Here is a 14,939-nt window from a genome sequence, read left to right on the forward strand (position 1 = left end):
AATTACACAATTTGTTTCCCATATAATATATTTTATCATATTCCACCATGCCGTGTATTCAGGCAGGATTAACTTGACATTACAACTACACAGGTGTATAATTACACTGAGGTTTAATAATAATATGACCAGGCCATCGCAAAATATAGATAAGAAACTGATTGCCGCAGGCAAGGAGCTCATTCCCCTTATGGGCATCTCCGGCCTTAAAATCAGAGAAGTTACAAAAAAAGCCGGCGCAAACCTTGGTATGTTCAACTATCATTTTGGCACCAAAGAGAAGTACATTGAAGTGCTGATGATTGATGTGTATAGCAAGTTTCTAAGCGACTTTAAACTTGATTCTGAAAAAGGTAGCACTTCGCAGGAATGTCTGCGCAATACTTTGATAGGGGCAGCCCACTTCATACGCCAAAACAGGACGCTCATAGCCGCACTTTTTGAGGAAATTTTAAAAGGCAATATCAGGATAGTTGAGTTCGCCAGAAAAAATATGACAAAACATATAAACATCCTGCTAAAACTTATAAAGCAGTGTCAGAAAGACGGTTATCTGATTAAAACATCCATCTTCGTTATAGCACCAATACTTATAGGCGCCGTAGCACTGCCAAGCATAGCCATCAGGGTGCTTGAAAAGAACTATCAGAAAACAGTCCTCGGCACTTTAATTCCTTTGTTAAAAAATACGGCTATTTCCGACAAAAGAATAACCGAGAGAATAGATTATGCCCTTAAAGGCCTTCAGGGGGAGAGAAAAAAATGATCAAAAAGAATATCTGGATAATTGCCGCGCTGCTGATATTTATTGTTTACGGATACGCAGAAGCAGCCGCTCTTTCGCTGTCAGATGTTGAAAGCTCCGCACTTGAGTATTCCCCACGCCTAAAAGCCATTATATTTGAACAAAAAGCATATACAGAGCGCGCCTCAACCCAAAAAACCCAGCTGTACCCAAAATTGATGTTGGACGGTTCTTATAAATATGTAACGAATGTGCAGGAAATAGTTATTCCCATAGCGGGAGCTAAAACAATCAAGTTAGGCGACAATTCTAATTACTCCATAGGGCCGTTACTCAGCTGGACCGCATGGGATTTTGGAGGCATTGATAATACATACAAAAGCGCCTCCGCTGCGGCAGAAGTAAAGAAAAACGAGGCCGAAGCAGCCAGACGAGCGATACTGCTTAGCGCAAGGGCTGCATATTTTCAGGTTGCCCTGGCTGGAGAACAGATAACGCTTTTCTCCGACGCTCTGAAACTTGCAAACACCCAGTACGAGGACATTAAACTCAATGTGCGCGCCGGCACAAAGAGCTTAGCCGATAATCTTAAAGCTCATGAGGAAGTTATTGGCAGGATGAAACAACTCAGGCAGGCGCAGGCCGATATGTCTTATGCTTTAAGTGAGCTTTCAGCAGTTATCGGAAAAAATTACACCGGCGTTGAGCTTGAGGGTATTGATTCAATGCTTGCTAAGTTTGAGCCGTTTTCTATATCTAAACTAAACGAGAACCACCCCTCTATCCTTGTTTTCCGTAACTCGGCAGAGTCGTTGGAATACTCAAAACGTGCGGCCAGTGCGCTCAGGTGGCCGAAATTTCAGCTGTCCGCAAAATCTTCACTGGATTATCCAAACGGCACCGTACTTGAAAACTTTAACCAGAACACATTTAATGCATCCTTAAGCATGCCGCTCTATGAAACAGGTGCCTCAAAAAACCGGATCAACGAAAACGAAGATATAAAACAAGCAAATTTGAGCCGCGCCGGGCAGGCACTCGCCGACTTAAGGCGCGATTGGGGCAAAACAGCAAGCCAGCTTTCAAATCTCCGGGAACAAAATGCCTTTAATGATATCTCAGTTTCGGAAACAGAACAACTCGCAACGATAATTTACAAATCATATAAGACAGGGGCACTTTCATATATTGAGGTTGAAAATGCAAATTTCAAAGCGCTTGAAGCTAAAATACAGGCAGCTAAAACAAAGGTGCAGATACTAATAAACCTGGCGGTGCTCGCCGGGATGAGTGAATAAAATTCTGGAGGTATTTTGTGAAAAAGAAAGTGATTATAATCTTCGCAATAGTTATTGCCTTGTCAGCGGTGCTGTATTTTACGCTGGTTAAGCATAGCGGTTTCATGTATGCAGGAACCGTAGAGGCAACCGAGGTGGACCTTTCTTCAAGGATTAGCGGTGTAATAGGGTCAATAGGCGTGCAGGAAGGCGATAAAGTTAAAGAAGGGCAGACATTAGCAAAACTTTCCATAGAAGATATTGAAATTGCAGCGGCGGCGGCTGAACGCGATTATAAACGCGCAGTTGAACTGCTTAACGCGGGCTCAATGAATCAAGAAACATTTGACAGGGTAAAATTTAAGCGTGACGACCTTGCAGTACGGCTCGGTTGGAGCACAATAAAATCACCAATAGACGGCACAGTAATAACCAAATACCATGAACCGGGTGAGATGGTAAACCCGGGAACAAAACTGGTGACACTCGCGGATTTAAAGAGGCCGTGGGTTTATGTTTATGTTCCTCAACCCATGCTTTCAAAGATAATCGTAGGTATGGGTGTTATAGGGTACTCACTTGAATCGGGCACGATGACATTTGCAGGCACCGTCGTGCATATCAACGAGGAAGCGGAATTTACACCTAAAAATGTTCAGACCCGCAAGGAAAGAACCCGCCTCGTTTTCGGCGTTAAGATACTTTTCCAAAACGACGATGAATTTCTAAAACCCGGTATGAGCGTTGAAGTACCACTCCCTGAAAAATGAAACTTTTTAACCCCAACTTTGCATTAGATTTAAGAACCGAGGCGAAAGAGACGGAGGCATTTTCGACGCAAAATTCGCAGCGAATGGTAATTCCATTTGCAAGGTTTTTGCGGAAGAAAATGCCCCGTATCTTTCGACGAATTCCAAATTCTAATGCAAATTTGGGGTTAAATATAGGCATAGATATTGTCAATCTTTCACGGAGTTTTGGTAAAGTCAGGGCGCTTGACGGAATAACTGTCCGCGCCGAAACCGGGGCGCTCAACGGTTTCATAGGGCCGGACGGCGCAGGTAAAACTACCCTTTTTAGAATTCTGGCCGGCTTACTGCACTCAGACAGCGGAAGTATCCGGTTCACAAAGGATTCCAAAGATATAGATTTTGATGAAATACGCCCATCGCTTGCGTATATGCCTTCCAAACAAAGCCTTTACCCCGACTTATCCATAGACGAACATCTCATTTTTTTCAGAGACCTTTACGGACTCAAACAGGACGATTTCAACAAGAGGTCTGCCAAACTGCTAAATATAACCAGGCTTGATAAATTCAGGGAGCGGAAAGTAGGCGAGCTATCGGGCGGAATGTATAAAAAGGTAGGGCTGATGTGCGCGATGCTGCAGTCGCCTTCCATCATGCTCCTTGATGAACCTACAAACGGAGTGGACCCTATCAGCCGCAGGGAGTTTTGGGATCTGCTGCACATCTTGGCTGAACAAAGGGTGCTGATACTAATCTCTACAGCATACATGGATGAGGCGGAACGATGCCAGTTTGTTCACCTTATGGATGCAGGAAAAATTATGATGAGCGGCAGGCCGAATGAACTGCTCAAACGTGAACACGCAAAAAACTTTGATGAAATATTCGTTAAGATGGCAATGAGATGAACGGAAAAGCTATGAATGCGGTTGAATTAAATAAACTTACCGTTAAATTCGGCGATTTTGCGGCCGTTAAAGACCTCACGCTTAGCGTAGAAAAAGGTGAGATTTTCGGCTTTCTCGGCGCAAACGGCGCCGGCAAAACAACCGCTATACGCGTTATGTGCGGCCTGCTTCTGCCCACAAGCGGCGATGTGCGCATTGCAGGCCTTGATTTTTCGCGTGGTAAAAATGCCATAAAGCGCAAAGTTGGGTATATGTCCCAAAAGTTCACACTATACGACGACCTGACGGTACTTGAAAACCTCAACTTTAAAGCAAGCATGAGGAAAATCCCGGATGAAACCGCAAAGCAACGCTTTGAACAGATTTTTGATTTCATCGGTTTTAACTCCGGGCAAAATACAATGGTCAGGGAGTTGGCATCCGGAGTAAAACAACAGGTTTCACTCGCCGCTACGCTTGTGCACAACCCCGAGATACTCTTTCTTGACGAACCAACCTCGGGCGTTTCCCCAGCAATGAGGGCTAAATTCTGGTTGTTAATCCGAAAACTTGCCGCTGAAGGCAAAACCGTTTTTGTTACAACCCATTATATGGATGAGGCCGAAGAGTGCGACAGGATAGCTCTAATGAGAGCCGGAAAACTCATAGCTCTAAGAAGCCCACAACAACTAAAAGATGAAACTTATCCTTCTGGTATGCCACTATCTGGTAAAAAACCGACACTTGAGGATGTTTTTATCAAACTCGTAGAAGGTGATGAAAGATGAAACTCTCAAGAATGCTGGCAATGGCAAAAAAAGAAGTTATGCATATTCTGCGTGACCCGTTCACAATTATTATGTCTATAGGTTTTCCCATAATACTTGTTATTTATTTTGGTTTCGCGATAGATTTTGATTTCAGGGGTGTAAAGCTCGCGGTTTACGACTCTGACAACACGCGCCAGTCAAGGGAACTCGCAAATGTCTTTTTTTCATCAGGGTATTTCAAGCTTGAAAAAGGTATGTATCCAGAGAAAATGACGAAAGAGATTGAGTTGGAAAAAGATTTTGGCACAATAATTATACCGCCGGGTTTTGGCAGAAAAATAGCTTCCAGGAAAGAGTCCGCCGTACAGATATTAGTTGATGGAACGGATAACCAGAAAACCAGTATCGTCGGCAGATATATCGGCTCCATGCAAAAAGCAGTTGCCTCCCGCTTCAGTGATGCCGCACCTCAATCTCCGGTAGATATACGCGTCAGGTACCTTTATAACCCTGAACTCAACACGCAGTGGTTCATTGTACCAGGCCTTATCGTTGTGGTCATAGGCCTGCTTGGGATATTTATGACCGCTCTTACGGTATCTAAGGAATGGGAGAACGGCTCTATGGAACTTTTGCTTTCCACACCGGTAAAACCCTTGGAAATAATACTGGGTAAGATAATTCCTTATGTGGCGATTAGTTTAGCAGGGTCGTCGCTTGTTTATTTGATAGCACGATTGGTTTTCGGTGTCCCGTTCGTGGGCAGCCACTTCCTGCTGATTTGCGCGGTGCTGATATATATTGTTGCCTCTCTTGCGCAGGGCATTTTGATTTCTGTAACTTTGCGCCAGCAAAACAAAGCAACACAAGCCGCACTAATTTTGGGAATTCTACCTTCACTTCTTTTATCGGGACTGATATTTCCGATAGAAAGTATGCCTATGTTTTTCCGCGGCGTTGCATCTATACTGCCTGCCCGGTGGTTTATGATAATTATCAGGGGATTGTTTCTTAAGGGCTCCACATTTACAGAACTATCGCTGCCATTTTCTATGCTGGTACTGCTGAGTTTAATACCTATAATAATTGCATCAAAAAAATTCAAAAGGGACCTTGAACAATGAAAAGGGTATTGCTGGGATTTATTAAGAAAGAATTCGCCCAGACACTCAGGGATCCGGTTATGCGGGTTTTTATTTTTGTAGCGCCGATAATACAAATGTGCGTTTTCGGTTTTGCAATAAATACAGATTTTAGGAATATCAATTTTGCCGTAATTGCAAGCCCCGCCGACTATACAGCAAGGCAACTATCTGAGAAAATTTTCGCCACAGGCTGGTTTAACAAAATAGAGTCCGTCAATGGCGACCCTATGGCAATACTGCAAAACGGTAAGGCGGATGCTGTACTGGTTATGCCTGTAGAGGGTATAGACAAAGGGATAGCAAGAGGCGGGGCAAGCATGCAGCTGCTTGTAGATGCTCAAAATGCAACAAAGGCACGAATAGTTGACGCCTATATACAATCCATCGCCGCAAAGTTTTTCACCGATAAATATGGAATTGCCGACACCGGTGGCAAAGTCAGGTTTGATGTCAGGGTTCTTTACAACCCGGCACTTGAAACATCGTTTTTTATGATTCCAGCCATTATAGCCCTGATTATGTGCCTTGTAACCATAATGCTTACGAGCATGTCAATAGCGCGAGAGAAAGAACTCGGCACCTTTGAAAGCATCATTGCTTCACCATTGAGCAATCTTGAAATAATACTGGGCAAAACTGTACCATTTACTATCATTGGGCTTGCTGACGCGGCGTTTATAATGACCGCCGGAATGCTTATTTTCGGCGTACCTGTCAGAGGCTCTTTCATTCTTTTGCTGCTTGCTGCGCTTATCTTCGTTTGCGCTACAGTCAGCATAGGCACGCTGATATCTACAATAGCCAAAAATCAGCAACAGGCAATGATGGGGACATTTATGTTCCTCTTCCCCGCTATGATGATGTCGGGCCTTTTCTTTCCGATTGAAAATATGCCGATATTCATCAGGTGGGTGGCATACATAGATCCTTTTAAGTATTACATAAACCTGATAAGGAATGTTATGCTCAAGGGCAACATACCGGAACTTTACTGGACGAATATTGCGGTCCTATTTTTAATGACCGTCACTACAGTTTTAATTGCAGCCCGCCGCTTCCGCCAGACATTAAATTAACCCGGATTTTGCAACCAAATAAATATCCCAAGGCCATCCACAGTGGGATTGTCTTGGGATATTTATTCAGGCTATCCGGCAAGCTATAGGAACCCAGCAACTATTGAATATACAATTCCCGCTACAACCTCTGTTACATTGTTATTTTATATCGCATGCCTGTACCTTCTTATTAGTTTTATCACTTCAAACATTATCACACTTATCATGCCGGCAGCGAAACACAATGCAAAGTCAATATTGTGGAGCGTGCCAAATTTAAACAGGCTCTTTAATAATGGAACTTCAATACTTAGGAACATAAAAATAACCGCGCCCGTGCTTATCCATAACAATGCTGTATTCTTTTGCCGCAAAATACTTGGCAATGCAAGAACCCATGACCTATTGCATACAATCAACCCAAGATTTCCTACAATCAGCGTTGTAAATGCAAGTGCTCTTGCCGTTTCAACACTTTCTCCAAATTTTTGTGATAAAACAAAAACACCTGCAACAATTAGAAGCAAAACTGTTCCCTGCAATAAACTATATAAAACTGTTGAAAGCGAAAAAAGCGGCTCCTTGATACTTCTCGGCGGGCGCGACATAACGCCTTTTTCTTCTTTTTCGGATTCAAACACTAACGAACATGACGGGTCAATTATCAGTTCAAGAAAAACTACATGGATAGGAAAAAGTATCAAAGGCCATTTAAATATTACCGCGAACAAGCTTAACCCCGCGATAGGGATATGTATTGCAAGTATGTAAGAAATTGCTTTTTTTAAGTTATCAAATATCCGCCTGCCCATACGCACAGCCGCAACTATGGACATAAAATCATCGTCTAATAAAACAAGCGATGAAGATTCCCTTGCCACATCGGTACCTCTGGCGCCCATGGCTATACCTATATTTGCCGACTTAAGAGCTGGAGCATCATTAACACCGTCGCCTGTCATAGCAACTATTTCACCTATTTTTTTTAGTGCGTTTACAATACGAAGTTTTTGTTCCGGCACAACGCGGGCAAATATATTCGTATTCTTTACCCTTATCTCAAGCTCGCTGTCATTCATGGAATCAAGTTCAGGCCCTGTAATAATATCTGAAATATTCTTAAGCCCAATTTGAATAGCAATATTTTTTGCAGTACCCGGGTAATCACCTGTTATCATTACTACACGCACACCTGCCTGATAGCATTCTTCTATTGCTGAAGGAACCTGTTCGCGTATTGGGTCTGCAAGGCCGATAAGCCCTTCAAAACTAAACTCAAAATCGTGCTGTTTTTCTGGAAGAATTGCCGGCTTAAACACAGCTTTTGCTACACCTAAAACCCTTAATCCCTCGTCAGCCATTTTTTCTATTGATATTTTAAGCTTATCCATTGCCTGCTTATCTAAATGGCACAAATCCGCTATCGCCTCAGGCGCGCCTTTCGCGGCTACAACATAATCTTCACTTCCCTGCCGTTTCCATACACGAGACATTGCAAGTAGTTTTTTTGACAATGGATACTCATGTACCATTTCCCAATCGTAATGCACATGCTCTGTATTTTTAAGGCATATTTCGCTTAAATTCCTGATTGCTTTTTCCATGGGGTCATATGGGTCGGTCTGGCTCGCAAGTGTTCCATATTCAACAATCTCATGGCAGTTCTCGTGCAGATTTTCTTTGCCAATAAAGCTTGTATCGTAAAGTATATTATTGGCACAAAGTTTTTGAACTTTCATTTTGTTTACCGTAAGCGTTCCTGTTTTATCTACGCAGAGAACGGTTGCGGCGCCAAGCGTTTCAACCGCAGGTATCCTTCTGGTGAGTACTCTTTTCTGAGATATACGCCATGCGCCCAACGAAAGGAATACCGTAAGCACTACAGGAAACTCTTCAGGTATCATAGCCATTGCAAGCGTAAGCCCCGCTAAAAACCCGCCAAGCCAGTCGGCCCTTGTAAAACCATAAACCGTAATAACTATTAAACAAAGAATTCCAGCCGATATTCCAACTACCTTTACTGTCCGCGATACATCTTTTTTAAGCAGGGTTTCTTCCTCTTCTATTGATTGAAGCGATTTGCCTATTTTACCCATTTGGGCATGAATGCCCGTAGCATAAACTTTAGCAATTCCCTGCCCTGCAACAAGCAATGTGCCTGAAAACACATACGGTTGGTTGTCTCCACCGGGCTTTATTTTGTCTTGTTTAATTTGGCTATTTTCAGCAGGATATTTTGAAACAGGCACCGACTCTCCAGTTAAAAGCGATTCATCAACCGAGAGGTTTAATGCTTCCAGTATAAGCGCATCGGCAGGAACCCTGTCGCCTTCTGAAAGTATTATTATGTCCCCACGCACAACTTCCCTGCCGGGTATTTTTAATTTTTGACCGTCACGGATAACAGATGCCCTTGGGCTTGATAAATCACGCAGTGCCTCTAGTGCCCTCTCGGTTTTTCGTTCCTGATAAAAAGTTATACCCATAATTACAAAAACAAAACCAAGAAGTATCAGCGCTTCTTGCACATCACCCAATATTAAATAAATAGTGCCGCAGGCAACTAAAAGCAGAAACATCGGTTCTTTGAACACCTCAAAAGCTATAAGCCATACGCTTCTTTGTTTTGCCGATGGCAGTTCGTTATAACCTTCTGTTTTCAACCTTGCCGCAGCTTCTTGCGTTGTTAAACCCTGATTCTGGATTGCTTGTATATTGATGCTCATGATAACCTCTTATATTAATGTTTTCAGAAAACGGCAACGAAAAAATACTGTCTTGACATACGGGGTGAAAAGTACGGTTTTGTATTGAAATTGTTTTAAGCGATTATTGGAGGGTGGTCTATTAATTTTACGAATTGAGTAGATACAAAAACTTTGTCAAAAAAAACAAATGGTGCCTGAGTATATATAGGTTTAATTAATGCAGGCACATCTGTTGAGTATGAATTATGTTCAAATTCACAACTGCTTGCACACTCTGCATTGTCACTATCACACACAGTTTGCGCGCACAAACCTAATGAGGTAAAAAACATTAAAAACAATAAAAAGAAACACAATCTGTTCATTGCGTGGGATTATACAAATTCATTTGATTATTAACAATTTTTTCTTGGGCCGTGGTTATTTCGCCAGTTCTTTCATAGCAATTTGGACATCTTTGCGGTGCTTGTGGCTCTCAAATTTGGAAAACAAACTGTACACGCACGGGACAACAAAAAGTGTAAGCATGGTTGAGACAATAACACCGCCTATTACAACAACAGCCATCGGAACCCGTGTTTCGGCCCCCGGGCCTAAAGCGAGCGCAGGAGGCACGGCTGCCGCAATTGTTGCTATTGATGTCATTAAAATAGGGCGAAGGCGTACCGGGCAGGCACTGAGCAGCGCTTCGTTTACCGACATACCTTCATCTCGCCGCCTGTTTGTAAAATCAACAAGCAGAATAGAATTTTTCTTAACAATACCCATAAGTAAAATTAATCCGATAGCACTGTATATATTTAACGAATACCCGGTTATTACCAACGCAAGCAGAGCCCCCTATATGCTAAACGGAAGAGCAAGCAATACATTAAATGGATGCACAAAACTATTGAATTGTATTCCGAGAACCATATACGCCACAAAAATACCCAGGAACAACACAAGATATAAACTAGTAAAAGATTCCTGAAATGTCTGGGCGCTGCCTGAAAAAACAAGTTTATACCCTTCCGGCAATACTTTCTTGCCTATTTTTTCAACACTGTCCATAGCAACAGCCTGCGATTTGCCGGGGGCAACATTAGCAAACATTCTAATAGCACGCTCGCGGTTATTGCGCGTTATTGATAATTGGGCAGGTTTTTCAACTATTGTTACAACTTCAGAAAGACGAATTATCTCGCCGCGGTTATTGCGAACCCATATTTTACTGATATCGTCGGGGTTACTGCGGTCTTTTGAAACCAGCTGTAACCGTATATCGTAACGCCTGCCGTCATGAGTGTACTTGCCTGCGCGTACTCCGCCGATAAGCGCATTAATTGTCTGCCCAATTACAGAAATACTTACACCCCTCTCCGCGGCCTTCCTGCGATCAGGCAATACCTGAATTTCGGGTGGGCCCTGGTCGTAATCAGAATCAATATCTGACATTAATTCTGTACTAACCATTTCCTTTTCTATGACATTGCTGTATTCTACAAGTTTTTCCCACTTCAGCCCGCTTACTGTAAATTCTATGGGGTATCCGCGCCTTGTACTAAGTCCCAATAATGACGGGTCCTGAACAACAACTTTATTGGCCTCAGGTATATCTTTAAGGGCTTTACGAACGACAGGCATTAGCTCCTGCTGTGTAAGCGACCGTTTTTTCTTTGCATCTATCGGGCGGTCAGAGAGTTTTTTCAGCGTAATCATTATATTTCCGGATGAACCGCCGATAAAATCAAAATAACTATCCACAAACGGCAATTTGGACAAAATCTGCTCGGCCTGCTTAAAAACACCGTCAGTTATTTCCAGCGCGGTGCCGGGTTTTGTTTGCATACGCACCGAAAGCATACTCAAATCCTGAGGCGGTACAAATTCCCGCTTGACCGATTTAAATAATAACAACGAACCAAAAAATATTATTAATGAAGCAACTATTATATACCAGCGGTGCTTTAGGCACCATGCAAGCAGTATGCCGTATTTATTACGCAAAAAGTTCATAATATTATCCACCACTTTGCCCATGCCGGTCGTGTGGCCAATTGAAAGAAACTGCGCGCCAAACATGGGTGTCAAAGTTAACGCGCCGAGAAGAGATATCGCAACAGCTACCGAAATAGTTACACCAAACTGAAAAAAATACCTTCCAATAACACCACTCATAAAAATAACCGGAACAAAAATAGCAAGAATAGCAACAGATGCCGCTATTGCCGCAAATGTTATCTCACGGGCACCTTTTATGGCAGCTTTAACGCGCGTTTCCCCTAACTCCCGATGACGCACAATATTTTCAAGCATCATAATAGCGTCGTCCACCACAATACCTACAACCAGCGAGAGTCCGAGAAGTGTGAATGTGTTTAGAGTAAACCCCATAACATAAATTACAAAGAAAGACCCGCACAGCGACATTGGTATGGTTAAAAACACATTCAAAGCCGAACTAAAAGATCCGAGAAAAAACCAGCAAACCAAACCCGTAAGCAGCACGGAGAGTATCAGCACAAAATACATTTCACGCATAGATTCTTCAATGAACTTTGTAGAATCATAGCGAACATCCAAATTCATTCCCGAAGGGACATATTTTTTTATAGCTTCCATTTTTGCCCTTACAGCTTTGGCAATTTGAACTGAGTTTGTTCCCCTTTGCTTGCGTATACCTATGCTGACCGCGCTAACACCATCGGCCCGCGAAATGCGGCGGACATCTTCTGTCCCATCCTCAACAACAGCCACATCGCCGATGTGAAAAGTTTTCCATAATGGCGAACCTTTGCGCGCCGGAATTACTATTGAAGTAAATTCTTTAACAGTTTCCGCTTCGCCTGCCACGCGAATGTTCATTTCATTTTTTCCGGTACTTATATATCCCGCAGGTACCTCGGAATGCTCGCTTGATATGGCAGAAACAACATCATCCACTGTCAATTCTTTTTCGCGCATTTTACCTGCATCCAGCCATACACGCAAATTCGGCTCCATAAAACCGCCAAGCGATACCTCGCCTACGCCGTCAATGGTGGAAAACTGGTCTTTTAATACTTTACTGGTGTATTGCATCATATCTTTCATCGGCCTGTTGCCGGAAAGTGTTATCCACATTATCGGTTGGTCTTCCGGATTTGTTTTAGATATAAAAGGCGGGTCAATATCGCTAGGTAGGTCATGCTGGGCACGGGCAATGCGGCTTTGTATTTCCTGGAGTGCGACATCAATATTTTTACTTATGTCAAACTGAACAGTTACATTAGAGTGGCCTTTTTGAGAGTGGAAGTTACTTCTTTAACACCTTGCACACCCAAAACGGCTTCTTCAAGCGGGTCAGTAATTTCGGTTTCCACCACTTCAGGCGCCGGCACCTTCCCAATTAACAGAAATATTAACCACCGGAAAATCAACATCCGGCAGCTGGCTTAGGCCAAGACGCCAAAAAGCAAGAATTCCGAAAGCCACCATGCCTATCAGCAACATCCACGCAAAAACCGGGTTCTTTATAGAAATATCCGATAAAGACATAATTTTCCTTTTTGTTTTTATTTTAACATAGGAGATTTAAAACCAAAAACTTACTAACTACATTCTCTACGTTATAATTTTCTTAAACTTTATTTTATTCCTGATGCTATCTCAAGTATCGCCTTATCCAATTTTGCTTGTATCAACATACGGTCAAAATTTCTTTTAGCATCCAGCATTGTTATCATTGATTGTATAACATCCATATTATTTACAAGCCCGTAACGGTAATCTTTTAATTGCATCTGGTAACTTTCGCTCGCTTTATTATAAGCAACCGTGTAGGCCGCCGCCTGTTTAATGGAAAAAATAGCCGACCGGTAAAGTTTTCTTATTTCAGTTTCTGACTCCCGAACTACTCTGGAAAGTTTAGCTTCATATTCCCTTAAGCGTGAAAGCTCTTCGTTTACTTTTCCAATAGCCGCCCCGCCTTGAAATAAAGGCATATCCAGCGTAAAAAGTGTGTCCCATTTGCTATCTGTTAACGAGGCGCTGCGCTGAGTGTACCATGCCCCTTCAAGGTTTAGTGACGGCAAAAGCATACTGCGGGCCGCAATTATCCTAAAGCGCTGAGATATCACATTCTTTTTCTCCGCTTCAATAACAGGCCTGTTTTTAGCGCTTTCAAGGTATTTCTCCAGCAATTCCGTACCAGCAATGTCGGGTGTATTGTCAGTTACTACGAGATTTTCAGAATCAAAACCTGTTAGATATGCCAATGTCTCGGCCGCTTTCGCGCGTTCTCCTTGTGATTTTTCTTCCTGAGCAATAAGCGTAGCGAGCTGAGACTCCACCACCAGCACTTCGCTATCTCTGGATTTTCCAAGACGCACTCTTTCATTAAGTTCATTGAGCCTTTCTTGCATTAATTGTTCAGTGTTTTTAATATTTGCTATGTCCGCATCTACCTGCGCGAGAGAATAAAATGCCAAGGTTACTTCTGAATTAAGTATCCTTTCAACGCTGTCATAATTAAATTTTTGTTTTTGGAGTTCATTTTTTGACAGGTCATAATTTGCTTTTTTTCCAAAACCGCTAAACAAAGGCTGGCTTAACGCTATTTTAGAGTCATCAAAATTTGTCGTGTATTCTCCACCAGCGGTGTCTCGGTAGGTTTTCTGGTATTTGAATTTAACCGCGGGCAGAAACCCGCCTCTCGCCTGTTTTACCTGCTCTGCGGCTTGAGCCTGTATTTCTCTGCTTATCATCAGAACTTCGCCCTTATTTTGAGCTGCCAATATACATTTATCCAGTGTAACTGCGGCATTACTTTCCTGCGCATAACCCATAGATAAATGAAATAAAATGACTGACAACAATATGGCTGATATAGATACGACATGTTTACATTGAACTCTCATTATTTTTCTCTCTCTACTTAATAAACTCAACATCAAAAATCACCTTTATAATATCCCCATAAATTTTAGTAACCATCTGCTTAAACTTATGACGGGTTCAGGCCTATGGTATTTACATACTCGTGCTTCATTATTATATAACGCGTTGGACAAAATACAATTCAAAATAGTTTCATATTTTTTAACGCTTCGTTATGACTCCCACTTCCAGTTACGAACTTCCGGCATATCTTGGCCGTGTTTATTAACATACTCTTTGTGCTCAATGAGTTTGTCTTTCATAATCTGTTTCAGCTTAGCTCCATTGGCACCCAACTGTGGCAAACGATTTATCACATCCTGCACTAAGTGGAACCTGTCAAGATCGTTTAAAACCGTCATATCAAAGTATGTTGTAATGGTGCCCTCTTCCTTATAGCCGCGAACATGTATGTTGTCGTGATTAGTACGGCGGTATGTTAACCGGTGCACAAGCCAGGGATAGCCATGAAACGCAAAAATAATTGGTTTATCTTTAGTGAATAATGCATCAAACTCCTGATCGTTCAGCCCATGAGGATGTTCAGTATTTGGCTGCAGTTTCATTAGATCAACAACATTGATAACTCGAATTTTAAGGTCAGGCAAATGTTTACGAAGGATTGAAACAGCGGCAAGGGTTTCAAGCGTTGGGACATCGCCACAGCAAGCCATCACCACATCTGGTTGCGTGCCTTT

General features: G+C 42.4%; 11 protein-coding genes and 1 pseudogene. 7 read left to right on the forward strand and 5 right to left on the reverse strand.

What is annotated here, in order from left to right; translation table 11 throughout:
• Positions 1 to 124 precede the first annotated feature (124 nt).
• The 7 genes from M0Q46_04725 to M0Q46_04755 are packed head-to-tail and all read left to right on the forward strand — an operon-like array spanning position 125 to position 6,652.
• On the forward strand, positions 125 to 766 hold the full coding sequence (locus M0Q46_04725; GenBank protein ID MCK9582898.1) for a TetR/AcrR family transcriptional regulator: 642 nt from the start codon (positions 125 to 127) through the stop codon (positions 764 to 766).
• Positions 763 to 2,043 (forward strand): TolC family protein, encoded by a 1,281-nt coding sequence (locus M0Q46_04730; GenBank protein ID MCK9582899.1) that lies wholly within the window; start codon positions 763 to 765, stop codon positions 2,041 to 2,043. Before M0Q46_04725 ends, M0Q46_04730 begins: the two co-directional genes overlap by 4 nt.
• 17 nt (positions 2,044 to 2,060) lie before the next feature.
• Positions 2,061 to 2,792, forward strand: a complete 732-nt coding sequence (locus M0Q46_04735) for an efflux RND transporter periplasmic adaptor subunit (protein ID MCK9582900.1) — start codon at positions 2,061 to 2,063, stop codon at positions 2,790 to 2,792.
• On the forward strand, positions 2,789 to 3,682 hold the full coding sequence (locus M0Q46_04740; protein MCK9582901.1) for an ABC transporter ATP-binding protein: 894 nt from the start codon (positions 2,789 to 2,791) through the stop codon (positions 3,680 to 3,682). The genes M0Q46_04735 and M0Q46_04740 overlap by 4 nt, the downstream gene beginning before the upstream one ends.
• Positions 3,683 to 3,693: 11 nt before the next feature.
• Positions 3,694 to 4,449 (forward strand): ABC transporter ATP-binding protein, encoded by a 756-nt coding sequence (locus M0Q46_04745; GenBank protein MCK9582902.1) that lies wholly within the window; start codon positions 3,694 to 3,696, stop codon positions 4,447 to 4,449.
• Positions 4,446 to 5,555 (forward strand): ABC transporter permease, encoded by a 1,110-nt coding sequence (locus M0Q46_04750; GenBank protein MCK9582903.1) that lies wholly within the window; start codon positions 4,446 to 4,448, stop codon positions 5,553 to 5,555. Before M0Q46_04745 ends, M0Q46_04750 begins: the two co-directional genes overlap by 4 nt.
• A complete protein-coding gene (locus M0Q46_04755) occupies positions 5,552 to 6,652 on the forward strand; it encodes an ABC transporter permease (protein MCK9582904.1) in 1,101 nt (366 codons plus the stop codon). Before M0Q46_04750 ends, M0Q46_04755 begins: the two co-directional genes overlap by 4 nt.
• A 146-nt stretch (positions 6,653 to 6,798) precedes the next feature.
• On the opposite strand, the gene M0Q46_04760 is transcribed toward M0Q46_04755, so the two are convergent.
• From M0Q46_04760 to M0Q46_04780, 5 genes and pseudogenes are all read right to left on the reverse strand, one after another.
• Positions 6,799 to 9,360, reverse strand: a complete 2,562-nt coding sequence (locus M0Q46_04760) for a cation-translocating P-type ATPase (GenBank protein ID MCK9582905.1) — start codon at positions 9,358 to 9,360, stop codon at positions 6,799 to 6,801.
• Positions 9,361 to 9,455: 95 nt separating this feature from the next.
• Positions 9,456 to 9,674, reverse strand: a complete 219-nt coding sequence (locus M0Q46_04765) for a hypothetical protein (GenBank protein ID MCK9582906.1) — start codon at positions 9,672 to 9,674, stop codon at positions 9,456 to 9,458.
• A gap of 88 nt (positions 9,675 to 9,762) precedes the next feature.
• Positions 9,763 to 12,801: pseudogene (locus tag M0Q46_04770) on the reverse strand (efflux RND transporter permease subunit).
• Positions 12,802 to 12,950: 149 nt separating this feature from the next.
• Positions 12,951 to 14,222 carry a TolC family protein gene (locus M0Q46_04775; protein MCK9582907.1) on the reverse strand — a complete coding sequence of 424 codons (1,272 nt, stop codon included), beginning with the start codon at positions 14,220 to 14,222 and terminating at the stop codon, positions 12,951 to 12,953.
• 192 nt (positions 14,223 to 14,414) lie between these two features.
• Positions 14,415 to 14,939, reverse strand: a 525-nt coding sequence (locus M0Q46_04780; GenBank protein ID MCK9582908.1) for a phosphoketolase, incomplete at its 5' end; no start/stop codon positions are given.

Source organism: Endomicrobiales bacterium (genome assembly GCA_023228045.1).
Taxonomy (GTDB): Bacteria; Elusimicrobiota; Endomicrobiia; order Endomicrobiales; family JALOBY01; genus JALOBY01.

What these genes read in the sequence shown, in the direction of transcription:
- M0Q46_04725 (MCK9582898.1), top strand. Translation starts at nt 125, where the DNA reads ATGACCAGGCCATCGCAAAATATAGATAAGAAACTGATTGCCGCAGGC.
- M0Q46_04730 (MCK9582899.1), top strand. Translation starts at nt 763, where the DNA reads ATGATCAAAAAGAATATCTGGATAATTGCCGCGCTGCTGATATTTATT.
- M0Q46_04740 (MCK9582901.1), top strand. Translation starts at nt 2,789, where the DNA reads ATGAAACTTTTTAACCCCAACTTTGCATTAGATTTAAGAACCGAGGCG.
- M0Q46_04745 (MCK9582902.1), top strand. Translation starts at nt 3,694, where the DNA reads ATGAATGCGGTTGAATTAAATAAACTTACCGTTAAATTCGGCGATTTT.
- M0Q46_04750 (MCK9582903.1), top strand. Translation starts at nt 4,446, where the DNA reads ATGAAACTCTCAAGAATGCTGGCAATGGCAAAAAAAGAAGTTATGCAT.
- M0Q46_04755 (MCK9582904.1), top strand. Translation starts at nt 5,552, where the DNA reads ATGAAAAGGGTATTGCTGGGATTTATTAAGAAAGAATTCGCCCAGACA.
- M0Q46_04760 (MCK9582905.1), bottom strand. Translation starts at nt 9,360, where the DNA reads ATGAGCATCAATATACAAGCAATCCAGAATCAGGGTTTAACAACGCAA.
- M0Q46_04765 (MCK9582906.1), bottom strand. Translation starts at nt 9,674, where the DNA reads ATGTTTTTTACCTCATTAGGTTTGTGCGCGCAAACTGTGTGTGATAGT.
- M0Q46_04775 (MCK9582907.1), bottom strand. Translation starts at nt 14,222, where the DNA reads ATGAGAGTTCAATGTAAACATGTCGTATCTATATCAGCCATATTGTTG.